This window comes from Burkholderia sp. BCC0097, assembly GCF_902832985.1.
GTDB classification, from domain to species: Bacteria; Pseudomonadota; Gammaproteobacteria; order Burkholderiales; family Burkholderiaceae; genus Burkholderia; species Burkholderia orbicola.
Window position 1 is genome coordinate 320,317 of sequence record NZ_CADFDM010000006.1, and the last position, 15,892, is coordinate 336,208.

Annotated in this window: 17 protein-coding genes; 13 read left to right on the forward strand and 4 right to left on the reverse strand. The window is 66.2% G+C overall.

All coding sequences use genetic code 11. The features are described 5' to 3' along the window. Positions 1-47: 47 nt before the first annotated feature. The 6 genes from glmU to HWX07_RS21955 all read left to right on the forward strand — a co-directional run bounded on the left by glmU (position 48) and on the right by HWX07_RS21955 (position 4,827). The gene (glmU, locus tag HWX07_RS21930) at positions 48-1,409 is read left to right on the forward strand and encodes a bifunctional UDP-N-acetylglucosamine diphosphorylase/glucosamine-1-phosphate N-acetyltransferase GlmU (protein ID WP_175877659.1); all 1,362 of its coding nucleotides are present in this window, start codon (positions 48-50) and stop codon (positions 1,407-1,409) included. Positions 1,410-1,461: 52 nt separating this feature from the next. Then, positions 1,462-3,279, forward strand: coding sequence for a glutamine--fructose-6-phosphate transaminase (isomerizing) (glmS, locus tag HWX07_RS21935; RefSeq protein WP_175877660.1), 1,818 nt, complete (start codon positions 1,462-1,464; stop codon positions 3,277-3,279). A 130-nt stretch (positions 3,280-3,409) separates the two neighbouring features. Then, on the forward strand, positions 3,410-3,775 hold the full coding sequence (locus tag HWX07_RS21940) for a type II toxin-antitoxin system RelE/ParE family toxin (RefSeq protein WP_175877661.1): 366 nt from the start codon (positions 3,410-3,412) through the stop codon (positions 3,773-3,775). Next, positions 3,768-4,088, forward strand: coding sequence for a helix-turn-helix domain-containing protein (locus tag HWX07_RS21945; RefSeq protein ID WP_006477596.1), 321 nt, complete (start codon positions 3,768-3,770; stop codon positions 4,086-4,088). The genes HWX07_RS21940 and HWX07_RS21945 overlap by 8 nt, the downstream gene beginning before the upstream one ends. Positions 4,089-4,156: 68 nt before the next feature. Continuing rightward, a complete protein-coding gene (locus HWX07_RS21950) occupies positions 4,157-4,609 on the forward strand; it encodes a hypothetical protein (RefSeq protein WP_175877662.1) in 453 nt (150 codons plus the stop codon). Then, positions 4,609-4,827 carry a hypothetical protein gene (locus tag HWX07_RS21955; protein WP_006477594.1) on the forward strand — a complete coding sequence of 73 codons (219 nt, stop codon included), beginning with the start codon at positions 4,609-4,611 and terminating at the stop codon, positions 4,825-4,827. Before HWX07_RS21950 ends, HWX07_RS21955 begins: the two co-directional genes overlap by 1 nt. A gap of 81 nt (positions 4,828-4,908) precedes the next feature. On the opposite strand, the gene HWX07_RS21960 is transcribed toward HWX07_RS21955, so the two are convergent. Together HWX07_RS21960 and HWX07_RS21965 are read right to left on the reverse strand one after the other, a co-directional pair. Beyond that, on the reverse strand, positions 4,909-5,745 hold the full coding sequence (locus HWX07_RS21960) for an FTR1 family protein (protein ID WP_175877663.1): 837 nt from the start codon (positions 5,743-5,745) through the stop codon (positions 4,909-4,911). Between the two features lie 12 nt (positions 5,746-5,757). Next, positions 5,758-6,090, reverse strand: coding sequence for a cupredoxin domain-containing protein (locus HWX07_RS21965; protein WP_006477592.1), 333 nt, complete (start codon positions 6,088-6,090; stop codon positions 5,758-5,760). Positions 6,091-6,420: 330 nt separating this feature from the next. Between HWX07_RS21965 and HWX07_RS21970 the strand changes: the two genes are divergently transcribed. Then, a complete protein-coding gene (locus HWX07_RS21970; RefSeq protein WP_006477591.1) occupies positions 6,421-6,621 on the forward strand; it encodes a heavy-metal-associated domain-containing protein in 201 nt (66 codons plus the stop codon). A gap of 59 nt (positions 6,622-6,680) precedes the next feature. On the opposite strand, the gene HWX07_RS21975 is transcribed toward HWX07_RS21970, so the two are convergent. Continuing rightward, on the reverse strand, positions 6,681-8,171 hold the full coding sequence (locus tag HWX07_RS21975) for an aldehyde dehydrogenase (protein WP_175877664.1): 1,491 nt from the start codon (positions 8,169-8,171) through the stop codon (positions 6,681-6,683). A gap of 88 nt (positions 8,172-8,259) precedes the next feature. Then, positions 8,260-8,811 (reverse strand): cupin domain-containing protein, encoded by a 552-nt coding sequence (locus HWX07_RS21980; RefSeq protein WP_175877665.1) that lies wholly within the window; start codon positions 8,809-8,811, stop codon positions 8,260-8,262. 454 nt (positions 8,812-9,265) lie between these two features. Between HWX07_RS21980 and HWX07_RS36995 the strand changes: the two genes are divergently transcribed. From HWX07_RS36995 to potA, 6 genes are all read left to right on the forward strand, one after another. Next, entirely contained in the window at positions 9,266-9,448 is a 183-nt protein-coding gene (locus HWX07_RS36995) for a hypothetical protein (RefSeq protein WP_006488040.1), read from the forward strand. A gap of 283 nt (positions 9,449-9,731) precedes the next feature. Further along, complete coding sequence (locus tag HWX07_RS21985; protein ID WP_175877666.1) at positions 9,732-10,517, forward strand: gamma-glutamyl-gamma-aminobutyrate hydrolase family protein; 786 nt, start codon at positions 9,732-9,734, stop codon at positions 10,515-10,517. Positions 10,518-10,545: 28 nt separating this feature from the next. Next, positions 10,546-11,883: a glutamine synthetase family protein gene (locus HWX07_RS21990; protein WP_011546392.1), complete on the forward strand. Its 1,338-nt coding sequence runs from the start codon at positions 10,546-10,548 to the stop codon at positions 11,881-11,883. A gap of 35 nt (positions 11,884-11,918) precedes the next feature. After that, the gene (locus tag HWX07_RS21995; protein WP_175877667.1) at positions 11,919-13,361 is read left to right on the forward strand and encodes an aspartate aminotransferase family protein; all 1,443 of its coding nucleotides are present in this window, start codon (positions 11,919-11,921) and stop codon (positions 13,359-13,361) included. A 62-nt stretch (positions 13,362-13,423) separates the two neighbouring features. Continuing rightward, on the forward strand, positions 13,424-14,539 hold the full coding sequence (locus HWX07_RS22000; RefSeq protein WP_006477585.1) for a polyamine ABC transporter substrate-binding protein: 1,116 nt from the start codon (positions 13,424-13,426) through the stop codon (positions 14,537-14,539). 188 nt (positions 14,540-14,727) lie between these two features. After that, the gene (gene potA / locus HWX07_RS22005) at positions 14,728-15,882 is read left to right on the forward strand and encodes a polyamine ABC transporter ATP-binding protein (protein WP_175877668.1); all 1,155 of its coding nucleotides are present in this window, start codon (positions 14,728-14,730) and stop codon (positions 15,880-15,882) included. Positions 15,883-15,892: the final 10 nt, after the last annotated feature.

Consider the following 15,892-nt stretch of genomic DNA (forward strand, 5'->3'; position numbering starts at 1 on the left):
CCGCATGCTAAAATGGTCGGCTTCGAACTCTGACCCACGCGCGCGCCATGAATATCGTGATTTTGGCGGCAGGCACCGGCAAGCGCATGCGTTCCGCGCTGCCGAAAGTGCTTCACCCGCTGGCCGGCAGGCCGCTCCTCTCCCATGTCATCGACACCGCGCGCACGCTGCAGCCGTCCCGGCTCGTCGTCGTCGTCGGCCACGGCGCCGAGCAGGTCCAGGCCGCGGTCGCCGCACCCGACGTCCAGTTCGCGGTGCAGGCCGAGCAGCTCGGCACCGGCCATGCGGTGCGCCAGGCGCTGCCGCTCCTCGATCCCGCGCAACCGACGCTCGTGCTGTACGGCGACGTGCCGCTCACCCGTGCGTCGACGCTGCAGCGCCTCGTCGATGCCGCGCGCGACGGCCGCTACGGGATCCTGACCGTCACGCTCGACGACCCGACCGGCTACGGCCGCATCGTGCGCGACGCATCCGGTTTCGTCACGCGCATCGTCGAACAGAAGGATGCGGCGCCGGAAGAGCTGAAGATCGCCGAGATCAACACCGGCATCATCGTCACGCCCACGGCGCAGCTGTCGATGTGGCTCGGCGCGCTGAAGAACGAAAACGCGCAGGGCGAGTACTACCTGACCGACGTCGTCGAACTCGCGATCGAGGCCGGCTTCGAGGTCGTCACGTCGCAGCCCGACGACGAATGGGAAACGCTCGGCGTGAACAGCAAGGCGCAGCTCGCGGAGCTCGAACGCATCCATCAGCGCAACGTCGCCGATGCGCTGCTCGTCGACGGCGTCACGCTCGCCGATCCGGCGCGCATTGACGTGCGCGGCACGCTGCGCTGCGGCCGCGACGTGTCGATCGACGTGAACTGCGTGTTCGAAGGCAACGTGACGCTCGCCGACAACGTGACGATCGGCGCGAACTGCGTGATCCGCAACGCGTCGGTCGGCGCCGGCACGCGCATCGACGCGTTCACGCACATCGACGGCGCCGCGCTCGGCGCGAACACCGTGATCGGCCCGTACGCGCGGCTGCGCCCCGGCGCGCAGCTCGCGGACGAAGCGCACGTCGGCAACTTCGTCGAGGTGAAGAACGCGGTGATCGGCCACGGTTCGAAGGCGAACCACCTCACGTACATCGGCGACGCCGACATCGGCGCGCGCGTGAACATCGGCGCGGGCACGATCACCTGCAACTACGACGGCGCGAACAAGTTCCGCACCGTGATCGAGGACGACGTGTTCGTCGGCTCCGACACGCAGCTCGTCGCGCCCGTGCGCGTCGGCCGCGGCGTGACGATCGCCGCCGGCACGACGATCTGGAAGGACGTCGCCGAGGGCGTCCTTGCGTTGAACGAGAAGACGCAGACCGCGAAGAGCGGCTACGTCCGCCCGGTCAAGAAAAAGAGCTGAACCTTTTGCGGGCGCCCGCGGCGCCCGCTTCGACTGACAGGATTGACCATTCATGTGCGGCATTGTCGGCGCAGTTGCGCAACGTAACATCGTTCCGGTGCTGATCGAAGGATTGCGGCGCCTCGAATACCGTGGCTACGACTCGTGCGGCGTCGCCGTGCTCGAGCCGGGTGCACCGAAGCGCGCGCGCAGCGTCGCGCGCGTCGCCGATCTCGACACGCAGGTGCGCGAGACGCACCTCGAAGGCACGACGGGCGTCGCGCACACGCGCTGGGCCACCCACGGCGCGCCCGTCACGCACAACGCGCACCCGATCTTCTCGTCGAACGCGCTCGCGCTCGTGCACAACGGCATCATCGAGAACTTCGAGCCGCTGCGTGAATCGCTGCGCGCGAAGGGCTACGAATTCGTGTCGCAGACCGACACCGAAGTGATCGCGCACCTCGTGCACAGCCTGTACCGCGGCAACCTGTTCGACGCGGTGCGCGAAGCCGTGCAGCAGCTGCACGGTGCATACGCGATCGCCGTGATCCACAAGGACCAGCCGCACACCGTCGTCGGCGCGCGCCAGGGTTCGCCGCTCGTCGTCGGTCACGGCGACGGCGAGAACTTCCTCGCGTCCGATGCGCTCGCGCTCGCGGGCAGCACCGACCGCTTCACCTTCCTCGAGGAAGGCGACGTGTGCGAGCTGTCGCTCGACGGCGTGACGATCGTCGATCGCCACGGCGCCACCGCGCAGCGTGAAATCCGCGTGGTCAGCGCGTACGGCGGCGCGGTCGAGCTCGGGCCCTATCGCCACTTCATGCAGAAGGAAATCTTCGAGCAGCCGCGCGCGATCGGCGACACCGTGCCGCAGACGGAAGCCTTCGACGCCACGCTGTTCGGCGAGGCCGCGCCCGCCGCGTTCGCGGACATCGACAGCCTGCTGATCCTCGCGTGCGGCACGAGCTACTACTCGGGCCTCACCGCGAAGTACTGGCTCGAATCGATCGCGAAGATCCCGACCCAGGTCGAGATCGCCAGCGAATACCGCTATCGCGAGTCGGTGCCGAACCCGCGCCAGCTCGTGCTCGTGATCTCGCAGTCGGGCGAGACGGCCGATACGCTGGCCGCGCTCAAACATGCGCAGTCGCTCGGCCACACGCACACGCTCGCGGTGTGCAACGTCGCGACGAGCGCGATGGTGCGTCTGACCGAAATGCAGTTCCTGACGCACGCGGGCACCGAGATCGGCGTCGCGTCGACGAAGGCGTTCACGACCCAGCTCGTCGCGCTGTTCGTGCTGGCCGCGACGCTCGGCAAGCTGCGCGGGCACGTCGACGCCGCGCAGGAAGCGCAATTCCTGAAGGAGCTGCGCCACCTGCCGGCCGCACTGAACAGCGTGCTCGCACTCGAGCCGCAGATCATCGCGTGGTCGGAGGAATTCGCGCGCAAGGAAAACGCGCTGTTCCTCGGCCGCGGGCTGCACTACCCGATCGCGCTCGAAGGCGCGCTGAAGCTGAAGGAAATCTCGTACATCCACGCCGAGGCCTATCCGGCCGGCGAACTGAAGCACGGGCCGCTCGCGCTGGTCACGGAAGCGATGCCGGTCGTCACGGTCGCGCCGAACGACACGCTGCTCGAGAAGCTGAAGTCGAACATGCAGGAAGTGCGCGCGCGCGGCGGCGAGCTGTACGTGTTCGCGGATGCCGACACGCAGATCGTCAACGACGACGGCCTGCACGTGATCCGGATGCCGGAGCACTACGGGCAACTGTCGCCGATCCTGCACGTCGTGCCGCTGCAGCTGCTCGCGTATCACACCGCGTGCGCGCGCGGCACCGACGTCGACAAGCCGCGCAACCTCGCGAAATCGGTGACGGTGGAGTAATACGCGGCGACGGGATGGCCCCTCGCCGGGCCCTCCCGACCGCTTGCGGGTGTGAGGCAGGCCGTTTGGCCAGGTCGAAATATGTACCACGTAGTGGTATATAATCCTGTGCTAACTCGACCGGCTCGACATGTCTGCTTCCGTACGACGCGTCTTCAAGACGAAGTGGTTTCACAAGGCAGCCGGGAAAGCGGGAATCGCCGATGGCGAGCTCTGCCGCGCGGTGCGGGAACTGGCCCGCGGCCAGGGCGTCGATCTCGGCGGCAACGTCTGGAAGAAGCGCCTCGACGGGAATCGGCAACGCGGGATCGTGCTGGGCAAGGTCGGGCACACATGGGTGTTCGTGTTCCTGTTCGCGAAATGCGACCGCGACGACATCGACGCACACGAACTGCGCGCCTTCAGAAAGCTCGCGGCGGATGTCGGCCGACACACCGACAGCGGCATCGCGACGCTGGTCGCACTGAAAGAGCTTGTGGAGATTTCCGATGGCTAAGAGTCGATTCAAGAGCGATGCGACGGAGGCGATCCACAGCGCCGCGTCCGGCCTGTATCGTGCGCAACTGATCGACAAGAAGACGATGCGGGAATACGACGATCTCTGCATCGAAGCCGCGCCGCAGTTCGATCCGGAAGCGATCGCCCGCATCCGCAAGTCGGTCAACGTCAGCCAGAGCGTGTTCGCGCTCTACCTGAACACGACGACATCGACGATCCGCCAATGGGAACAGGGTGACAAGCGGCCGAGCGGCATCGCCGCGCGCATGCTCCAGATCGTCGAGAAACACGGGCTCGAGGTGTTCTCCTGAGCCGGCTTCCCCGAATGCCCCTGCACGGCCCCGACCGGACGCGCCGCAACGAATATGACGGAGAGACAATGGTAAGACTGTTTGGATGCGGATTGCTGGCGCTGACGTTCGCGTCGACGGGCTGGGCCGCGGAGCACTATGTCGAGGTCTGGAACCCGCCCGAGGCGCGGCAGCCGGCAGCCCGTATGCCGACCGCACGCCCGGGCGCCGACACGCGCACCGGCAAGAGCGCGGAGAAGCACGCGAGCGCCACGCCGAAAGCCGCCGCGAAACCACCCAAGCGCCGCGTCGCGCAGGCCGTGAAAGCGGGCTCGCATCGCCCGGCCGCCACCGCGACCGAAACCCGGGCCGCCCCGCGCCCCGTCGCGCAACCCGCGCCCGGGCGCCTCACGGTGATGCAACCGGCCGCACCGGACGCGACGCGCGCGCTCACCTTCTCCGACATCCCGCGTCAATACACGCCGGACGGCAACGTGCTGCAGGTCGGCACGCACGGCCGCTCCGCGGAGGTGACTCGATAATGGAAGCGCAGACCTACCACGGCTACCAGATCTGGGGCCACGCGATCCTGCAGCAGGACGAGATCATGCAGCCCGAGCGCTTCGCGGCGAGCGGCACGATCACGCAGAACAACCGGCTCGTCGAGGCGTCGGGCGTGCTCGGCGTGTTCGACACCGAAGACGATGCGCGCGATGCGGGGCTCGAATGGGCGCGCGCGTGGATCGACAACCACAGCTGACCGAGCGCAGGCGCGTCGCGCACCGCAAATGAAAGAAGGGGCGTCCATGACGCCCCTCCTTTCATTCGAACCGGGAAACACTCACGCTGCGGCGTGCGGCGGCCTCACCGTCTGCTGCGGCCGGCCGACGAGCCGCGCCAGCACGAGGATCGCCACGAGCGTCGCGACGTACGCGGCGATCTGGATGCCTGCCGGCCGCGCCGTATAGCCGATCAGCGTATGCAGCGCCTTGCCGACGATGCTCGATTCCTTGAGCAGCCACGACGTGTCCCAGACCGCATCGCCCCACGACGGCACGAGGCCGGCCGCCAGCAGGAAGCCGACGCACTGGCTCGCCATGCCTGCGGCGAGCAGCACGATCAGTCCGTTGGTGACGGAGAACAGGCGCTTCAACGGAATCTGCAGCAGGCCCGCATACATCGCGTAGCCGAGCCCCGCCCCGCCGAGCACGCCGAGCAGCCCGCCGGCGATCATCTGCGGCGTCTGGCCCGGATCGCCCGCCGCGATCCCGTACAGGAACAGCACGGCCTCGGAGCCTTCGCGCAGCACGGCGACGCCGACCACGATCGCGAGCCCGGTCAGCGGCCGGCTGCCAGCCGCGACCGCCCGGCCGACCTCGCCCATGTGCAGCGCCATTTCGCGGCCGTGCCGGCTCATCCAGATGCAATGCCACGCGAGCATCAGCGTCGCGACGAACATCACGCCCGCGTTGAAGACTTCCTGGCCCATGCCCGAAGCCCATTGCGAGATCACGTCGGCGAACGCCGCGATCAGGCCGGCGCCGACCACGCCGCCGACCAGCCCGCCGCCCACCCACCAGCCGCGCCGCGGCACGCCCTTCGTGGCGGCCATCACGATCGAAACCACCAGCGCGGCCTCGAGCACTTCACGAAAGACGATCAGGGCGGTAGACAGCATGTCGGTATCGGCTTACTTGACGGTCAGGTGCGTTTTCGACTGCGCTTCGTGATACTCGTCGTGAAACTCGTAGGTCCCGGCCTTCAGCGGCCCGACCAGGATCTCGACCGACTTGCCGGCCGGCACGACCTTCTCGGCCTTGAAGTCGTCGCTTTCGAATTCCGCGGGCGTCGCGTCGAGGTTCTTCACGACGAATTTCACCTTCTTGCCAGCGGGAATCGTCACGCCATCGGGCGAAAACTTGTGGTCCTTCAACGTCAGGTTGACGACGTCGTCGGCAGCGAAGGCGGACGTTGCCGAGGCGCCCAGCAGGGCCAGCGCGAAACCGAGAGCGAAACGGGTCATGTGCGTAATGATTTGAAATATCGAAGGGAATCGATACTAAGATCGATTCGCATTTTCACCTCGAAGTACCCTTACTCCGCCCAGGGAGATCGTGGGCAGTCGATCCCGCACGCCCTTTGCCACGCAAGGCTCCGCCGGATTTCGCCGATAACGGGCGGTCGTCAATCGGGAAAAATTCGGACTGACGCGCGCACGCGAATGAAGATTCGTCAGACCTCAGCATTACAAATGACTGATGCGATGCACGTCGCCTCATGTGGCGCTTGACCTTCCCACCATGGCAAGCTTCATGCTGAACCTACTCGTCAACCATCAACCCGGGAGAACACGATGGAATTCGAAGTCCAGGACATGACCTGCGGCGGCTGCGCCAACGCCATCACGCGCGCGGTGACGGCCGCGGACCCCGCCGCGAAGCTCGACATCGACGTCGCGGCGAAGATCGTCAAGGTCGACTCGGCGCAAGGCGCCGAGCGCGTGCAGTCGATCATCGAGGCCGCCGGCTTCCATCCCGCGCTGCGCACCGCGTAACACGCGCCGAAGGCCGCGGGCGCAGCGCCGCACGGCGACGCGCCCGCCCCGGCCTCGCGTCAGCGCAGCCGGATCAGCGTCGACTTCAGTTCCGTGTACTTCTCGAGCGCATGCAGCGACTTGTCGCGGCCGTTGCCCGACTGCTTGTAGCCGCCGAACGGGAAGTTCATGTCGCCGCCCTCGTCATAGCAGTTCACCCACACGGTGCCCGCGCGCAACCGGCGCGACACGTCGTGCGCGGTCGTCAGGTTCGACGTCCACACGGCCGCGGCCAGCCCGTATTCGGTGTCGTTCGCGATCCGCACGGCTTCGTCGACGTCGTCGAACACGATCACCGACAGCACGGGCCCGAAGATTTCCTCGCGCGCGATCTTCGCATCGGGCTTCACCTCGAACACCGTCGGCTCCACGTAGAAGCCGCCCGTTTCCGCGTTCACGCGCGCACCGCCCGTGCCGAGCCGGCCTTCGCCGCGCCCCGCTTCGATGTAACCCAGCACGCGCTCGAGCTGGATGCCGTCGACGATCGCGCCCATCGATACCGACGGATCGAGCGGATTGCCCGGCACGTACGCGCGGGAGGCCGCGACGAGCTTCTCGATGAACGCGTCCTTGATGTCGCGATGCACGAGCAGCCGCGAGCCAGCCGTGCACATCTCGCCCATGTTGTAGAAGATCGCGCCGGCCGCCGTCTGCGCCGCGCGGTCGAGATCGGGGCAATCGGGCAGCACGATGTTCGGCGACTTGCCGCCGAGCTCGAGCCACGCGCGCTTCAGGTTCGACTGCGCCGCGTACTGCATGATCAGCTTGCCGACCGCCGTCGAGCCCGTGAACGCGATGCAGTCGACGTCGCGATGCAGCGCGAGCAGCTTGCCCGGTTCGCCCGCGCCCGGCACGACGTTGAATACGCCTGCCGGAATGCCGGCCTCGAACGCGAGCTGCGCGACGCGGATCGCGGTCAGCGGCGATTTCTCCGACGGCTTCAGCACGACACTGTTGCCGGCCGCGAGCGCGGGGCCGAATTTCCACGCGGCCATCAGGATCGGGAAGTTCCACGGCACGACGGCGGCCACCACGCCGACCGGCTCGCGCGTGACGAGACCGACGAGATGGTGATCGGCCGGCGCGACCTCGCCGCCGACCTTGTCGATCGCTTCCGCAAACCATTCGACGCAGTACGCGGCGCCCGGCACGTCGACCGTGGTCGTGTCGCCGATCGGCTTGCCCGCGTCGAGCGTCTCGAGCAGCGACAGTTCGTCGAGATGCGCGCGCATCAGCGCGGCCCAGCGCAGCAGCACGGCCTTGCGCTCGCGCGGATTCAAGCCGGCCCACACACCCGCGTCGAACGCGCGGCGGGCCGCCGCGACGGCCGCGTTCACGTCCGCTTCGCCGCAGTCGGCGACCTTCGCCAGCACGCGGCCGTCGATCGGGCTCACGCAGTCGAACGTCTTGCCGCCGTGCGCGTCGCGCGACGCGCCATCGATGAATGCGCGCCCTTCGATCTCGAGCGACGCCGCCTTGTGTTGCCAGTCAGCCAAAGTCAACTTGTTCATGAGGATGCCTCAATGTTGTGGCATTCGCGATGCGGCACGCCGCGCACGTGGCACGCAGCCGGCCTGCAGCGAATGCGGTGACGCGCGGTCAGAAGGTCGCCGGCGAATTGGCCGAGACGACCTCGCAGATCAGTTCCGCGCTGGGATTGCGAAAACGATGCGGCAAACGGCTCTCGAAGTAGTAGCCGTCTCCGGGGTCGAGCAGCCACGTCGCGCCGTCGACGGTCAGCTCGAGCCGGCCCGACACGACGACGCCGCCCTCGTGCCCCGCGTGCACCAGCATCTCGGGCCCCGTGTCCGCCAGCGGCTGGTAGATCTCGCGCAGGATGCACATGTTGCGATCCTTCACGTTCGCACCGACCAGATGAAACGCGAGCGACTCGTTGCCGAGGTTCGGCATCTCGTCGCGACGCGACACGACCGCGCGCGATTCGACGAGCTCGAACGTGAAGAATTCCGCGAGACTCATCGGGATGCATTCGAGCAGCTTCTTCAGCGAGCCGACCGACGGGCTCACGCGGCCCTGCTCGATCAGCGAGATCGTGCCGTTGGTGACGCCGGCGCGCTTCGCGAGTTCGCGCTGCGACAGGCCATGCTTGTTGCGCACGAAACGCAGGCGCTCGGCGACTTCGGTGGACATCGATTCGGTTTCGGACACGATAAGTGCGGTGACAAAGTGAAACGACGCGGCGGACTGCCGTTGAATATTCTAATCACTTTATGCCGCACATCAGCGGGGAAAACCCTGAAAGGCGTTCGAAATAATGGACACCGTGTCGATTATTCCTTTTATGAATCTTTTGTTTTCACGCTCGGGAAAGCCCTGATGCAGGACCTTAAAAAAACATTTGACGCCGTTATTGGCTCGTATATGCTGGCTCTCAGGTCAGCGTCATCAGGCTTTCACAGGCATCGAAAAGCGTTATCGCAACGCAACAATCGATACCAGCGAATGTAAATGATGCGGGGCCGGCACCTTGATTATTTTAAACGCCCAGCGCGTCGAAACGATCGGGTGTTCAATACTTTCAACAAACCAGTCGAGTGTAATCGTGAGAGTCCGTGGCCCTCTGGTGAGGTGGGATCGAGGCGATGTGCGAAGTTTGCGCAGCGCCGTTCCCGCTTCCGACGGCAGTTGCGGCTGGCATAGTCCTCGCCTGCTTCACCTGTCGATCTACACCATCCTGTCCCGTCGTTCCGTTCGGCGCCACAACGCCGTTTCCGCACGCGCATTCGTCGCCGTCGATACCGACGAAGTGGCGTCGCTGCTGCCGTAGCGCCTCTCCTTTCTTCACGTCGTTCGTTTTTTCTGTCGATTCGCCAACCGCATCGTCCGTGCGGTGACGGCACGCGTTCGCGCATGCGTTGCCGCGTCGCGTATCGCAATGAAACGAACGACGGCCTGACCGTCGCGCGCAGCGCGGATCGCCACGCCATCCCGTTGCGCCCATTCACCAGCGGCCGTGCGCCTTGCGCCCGGCTGCGGGGTCGTGTCGCGCCTGCGTTTTGCCGCATTCGGGCCGACGCGCGTCACGTCCCTACGGATTACTGATTGACGTCATGGAAAGGAAACCTCTCGTCGGCATTACCGCCGACCTCACCCAGATCGGCGCGCATGCGTCGCATACGGTCGGCGACAAATACGTCGCCGCGATCGTCGATGGCGCGCATGCGCTCGCGATGGTGCTGCCGGCGCTCGGCGAGCGGCAGTCGAGCGCCGACGTGCTCGACGCCGTGGATGGGCTGCTGTTTACCGGCAGTTACTCGAACGTCGAGCCGCATCGGTACGGCGGCGAGCCGAGCGAGCCCGGCACGAAGCACGACCCCGCACGCGACGCAACGACGCTGCCGCTGCTGCGCGCGGCCATCGTCGCGGGCGTGCCCGTGCTCGCCTTGTGTCGCGGCTTCCAGGAGCTGAACGTCGTCTGCGGCGGCACGCTGCACCAGCGCGTACACGAAGTGCCCGGCTTCGCCGATCACCGCGAGGACGACGACGCGCCGATGGATACGCAATACGGCCCCGCGCACGTCGTGCGCCTGACGCCCGGCGGCAAGCTGCATGCGCTCGCCGGCGGCCGCGACGAAGTGCACGTGAACTCGCTGCACAAGCAGGGCATCGCTCAGCTCGGCTCCGGCCTCGCCGTCGAGGCCGTCGCACCGGATGGCCTGATCGAGGCCGTGAGCGTCGTCGATGCACCGGCGTTCGCGCTGGCCGTGCAGTGGCATCCGGAATGGCGACACGCGCAGGACCCGCTGTCGAGCGCGATCTTCCGCGCGTTCGGCGATGCGTGCCGCGCCCGCCGCGCCGAACGCACGCGCGCCATCGCCGCCGCCGCGCTCGCCTGAGCGCGCCCACCAGACAACGAGAACAGACATGCAAGACATCGAAGACTTTCTGAAGCAGCATCGGATCACCGAGGTCGAGGCGATCATCCCCGACATGGCCGGCATCGCGCGCGGCAAGATCACGCCGCGCAACAAGTTCACGTCCGGCGAATCGATGCGCCTGCCGCAGGCCGTGATGGTGCAGACCGTTACCGGCGAATACCCGGAAGACGGGTCGCTCACCGGCGTGACCGACCCCGACATGGTGTGCGTGCCCGACACGTCGACGATCCGCCTGATCCCGTGGGCCGTCGATCCGACCGCGCAGGTGATCCACGACTGCGTGCATTTCGACGGCTCGCCGGTCGAGATCTCGCCGCGCTACGTGCTGCGCCGCGTGCTCGACCTGTACAAGGCGAAGGGCTGGAAACCGGTCGTGGCGCCCGAGCTCGAGTTCTATCTGGTCGACATGAACAAGGACCCCGACCTGCCGCTGCGCCCGCCGGTCGGCCGCACGGGCCGCCCTGAAACGGGCCGCCAGTCGTATTCGATCGAGGCCGTCAACGAATTCGATCCGCTGTTCGAAGACATCTACGAGTACTGCGAAGCGCAGAACCTCGACATCGACACGCTGATCCACGAAGTCGGCGCCGCGCAGATGGAGATCAACTTCATGCACGGCGACGCGCTGTCGCTGGCAGACCAGGTGTTCCTGTTCAAGCGCACGGTGCGCGAGGCCGCGCTGCGTCACAACATGTACGCGACGTTCATGGCCAAGCCGATGGAAGACGAACCGGGCTCGGCGATGCACGTGCACCAGAGCATCGTCGACGAGGAAACGGGCCAGAACCTGTTCACTTCGCCGGAAACCGGCGGCGCGACGTCGATGTTCTACAACTACCTCGCGGGGCTGCAGAAGTACACGCCGGCGCTGATGCCGATCTTCGCGCCGTACATCAACTCGTATCGCCGCCTGTCGCGCTTCATGGCCGCGCCGATCAACGTGCAGTGGGGCTACGACAACCGCACGGTGGGGTTCCGCATTCCGCATTCGGGCCCGGCCGCGCGCCGCATCGAAAACCGCATCCCGGGCGTCGACTGCAACCCGTACCTCGCGCTCGCCGCGACGCTCGCGGCCGGCTATCTCGGCATGACGCAGCGCCTGGAGCCGACCGAGCCGCTGGTGAGCGACGGCTACAGCCTGCCGTACCAGCTGCCGCGCAACCTCGAGGAAGGGCTGACGCTGATGGCCGCGTGCGAGCCGCTCGGCGAGATCCTCGGGCCCAAGTTCCTCAAGGCGTACTTCGCGCTGAAGGAAACCGAATACGAAGCGTTCTTCCGCGTGATCAGCTCGTGGGAACGCCGCCATCTGCTGCTGCACGTTTAAGCGCGCATCACAGCATACGGAATCACGGAGGAAACATGACTTACCGCAACGAATCTGCCTGGGTCCAGCCGGCCGCGCCGAGCGCCGCGGCCGCCGCGCCGCGCGCGACGCAGGCGCGCTCGACCGCCGAATACCGCGCGCTCGACGCCGCGCACCACATTCACCCGTTCTCCGACATGGGCGCGCTCAATCGCGCCGGCAGCCGCGTGATCGTGAAGGCCGACGGCGTCTATCTGTGGGACTCGGACGGCAACAAGGTGATCGACGGGATGGCCGGCCTCTGGTGCGTGAACGTCGGCTACGGCCGCAAGGAGCTCGCCGACGCCGCGTATCGCCAGATCCAGGAACTGCCGTTCTACAACACGTTCTTCAAGACCACGCACCCGCCGGTGATCGAGCTTTCCGCGATGCTCGCCGAAGTCACGCCCGCCGGCTTCAACCACTTCTTCTATTGCAACAGCGGCTCGGAAGGCAACGACACCGTGCTGCGGCTCGTGCATCAATACTGGCGCGTGCAGGGCAAGCCGCAGAAGAAGTATGTGATCTCGCGCAAGAACGGCTATCACGGCTCGACGATCGCGGGCGGCACGCTCGGCGGGATGGGCTACATGCACGAGCAGATGCCGTCGAAGGTCGAGCACATCGTGCACATCGACCAGCCGTATTTCTTCGGCGAAGCGCAAGCAGGCGAGACGCCCGAAGCGTTCGGCCTCGCGCGTGCGCAGCAGCTCGAAGCGAAGATCCTCGAACTCGGCGCGGAGAACGTCGCGGCGTTCATCGGCGAACCGTTCCAGGGCGCGGGCGGCGTGATCTTCCCGCCGTCGACGTACTGGCCGGAGATCCAGCGGATCTGCCGCAAGTACGACATCCTGCTGGTCGCCGACGAAGTGATCGGTGGGTTCGGGCGCACCGGCGAATGGTTCGCGCACCAGCACTTCGGCTTCGAGCCGGACCTGATCACGATGGCCAAGGGCCTCACGTCGGGCTACGTGCCGATGGGCGCGGTCGGCATTCACGAACGCATCGCGCGCCCGATCATCGACAACGGCGAATTCAATCATGGCCTCACGTACTCGGGCCACCCTGTGGCGGCCGCCGTCGCGGTAGCGAACCTGAAGCTGCTGCGCGACGAAGGCATCGTCGAGCGCGTGAAGACCGACACCGGCCCGTACTTCCAGGCGCTGATGCGCGAAACCTTCGCGCGTCATCCGATCGTCGGCGAAGTGCACGGCCACGGGATGGTCGCGAGCCTGCAACTGGCCGAAGCGCCGGCCGAACGCCGCCGCTTCGCGAACGGCGGCGAAGTCGGCACGATCTGCCGCGACTTCTGCTTCAACGGCAACCTGATCATGCGCGCGACCGGCGACCGGATGCTGCTGTCGCCGCCGCTCGTGATCTCGCGCCAGGAAATCGATGAACTCGTGTCGAAGGCGAAGAAGGCCGTCGATGCCACCGCCCGGCAACTGGGCGTTTCGTAACGGTTTTGCCTACAGGCGTGCGGCGGGCGCCGCACGCCGCCATCACTCAAGGGAATTCCACCATGCGTGCCTGCATTCTTCGCCAAGCCTGTTCCGTCGCCGCCCTCGCCGCCGCGGCCGCGCTCACGTCGGTCGCCAGCCCGTCGGCGCATGCCGACGAGCTGAACGTCTACAACTGGTCCGACTACATCGCGCCGGACACGATCCCGAACTTCCAGAAGCAGACGGGTATTCACGTCAAGTACGACAACTACGACAGCGACGACACGCTCCAGGCGAAGCTGCTCGCCGGCAGTTCGGGCTACGACATCGTCGTGCCGACCTCGAACTACATGGCCAAGCAGATCCAGGCCGGCGTGTACCAGAAGCTCGACAAGTCGAAGATTCCGAACCTCGCGAACCTCGACCCGCTGCTGATGAAGATGATCTCGGACGCCGACCCGGGCAACCAGTACGGCGTGCCCTGGGCGTACGGCACGGACGGCATCGGCTACAACGCGCAGGCGGTGAAGAAGGCGCTCGGCGACAAGGCGCCCGTCGACAGCTGGGCGCTGGTGTTCGACCCGGCCAACATGGAGAAGCTGAAGAGCTGCGGCGTGTCGTTCCTCGACCAGGCCGTCGACGTGTTCGCCGCCACGCTGCAATACATGGGCAAGGACCCGAACAGCAAGAACCCTGGCGACTACCAGGCCGCATTCGAAGTCCTGAAGAAAGTCCGCCCGTACATCACCCAGTTCAACTCGTCCGGCTACATCAACGACCTCGCGAACAACGACGTGTGCGTCGTGCTCGGCTGGTCGGGCGACGTCGGCATCGCGCACCGTCGCTCGGCGGAAGCGAAGCGTTCGTACGACATCAAGTTCTCGAATCCCAAGGAAGGCGGCCTGCTGTGGTTCGACGTGATGGTGATCCCGAAGGATGCGCCGCACCCGGAAGCCGCGCTGAAGTGGATCAACTACATTTCCGATCCGAAGGTCAACGCGGCGATCACCAACACGGTGTTCTACCCGACCGCGAACAAGGCCGCACATCAGTTCGTCACGCCGGCCGTCGCGCAGGACCCGACCGTCTATCCGCCTGAAGACGTGCTGAAGAAGATGGTACTGATGAAGCCGATGCCGGCCGACATCCTGCGCCTCGAGAACCGTCTGTGGGCCCAGTTGAAGACGGGCCACTGATCGCCATGCATCACGGCGGCGCAGGCATCGCGGTACGCCTGCCCGCCTGAAATTCGCGGACGTCCGTCCGCTCGCGCGCACCGCGCGCCCAGTTCCATCCGGCACGAGCCGTTGCTCGCGAGTCGCGTTTCGCGCCTCGCGCGGGGACGCTCACGCCTGCAATCCGTGAAGAACGAATGGTGAATCCCATGCAATCGATACCCGCTTCCGCTGCCGCACGCCAGACCCAACCGGCCGCCGCGCCCCGTACGCAAAACGACGCATTCGTGCGCATCGAAAACGTCGTGAAGAAATTCGGCGACAGCACGGCCGTCGACAACGTGAACCTGACGATCGCGAAGAACGAACTGTTCGCGCTGCTCGGCAGCTCGGGCTGCGGCAAGTCCACGCTGCTGCGCATGCTCGCCGGGCTGGAAACGGCCACCTCCGGCAAGATCTTCGTCGACGGCGAGGACCTCGCGTCGCTGCCGCCGTACCGCCGCCCCGTCAACATGATGTTCCAGTCGTACGCGCTGTTCCCGCACATGACGGTCGAATCGAACGTCGCGTTCGGGCTGAAGCAGGAAGGCACGCCGAAAAACGAGATCAAGGAACGCGTGGCCGACGCGCTCGCGCTCGTGCAGATGAGCAAGTACGCCAAGCGCAAGCCGCATCAGCTGTCCGGCGGCCAGCAGCAGCGCGTCGCGCTGGCCCGCTCGCTGGTGAAGCGCCCGAAGCTGCTGCTGCTCGACGAGCCGATGTCCGCGCTCGACAAGAAGATCCGCCAGAAGACCCAGCTCGAACTCGTGAACATCATCGAGAAGGTCGACGTGACCTGCGTGATGGTCACGCACGACCAGGAAGAGGCGATGACGATGGCGAGCCGCCTCGCGGTGATGAGCGAAGGCAAGATCGTGCAGATCGGCTCGCCCGGCGAAGTCTACGAATACCCGAACAGCCGCTTCTCCGCCGAATTCATCGGCTCGACCAACCTGTTCGAGGGCCGTGTCGTCGAGGACGAGCCCGATCACATCTTCGTCGAAAGCGACGACCTCGAAACGCGCATGTACGTGAGCCACGGCGTGACCGGCCCGCTCGGGATGCCGGTCGGCATCTCGGTGCGCCCGGAACGCATACACGTATCGCGCGAGAAGCCGGGCTCGAAGCACAACTGGGCGCGCGGCGTCGTCACCGACATCGCGTACATGGGCAGCTATTCGCTGTACCACGTGCGTCTGCCGAGCGGCAAGACGGTGGTGTCGAACCTGTCGAGCTCGCACCTGATGAACGACGGCGCACCGGCGTGGAACGACGACGTGTTCGTGTCGTGGTCGCCGGCCAGCGGCGTCGTGCTGACGCAGTGAGGACGCCACG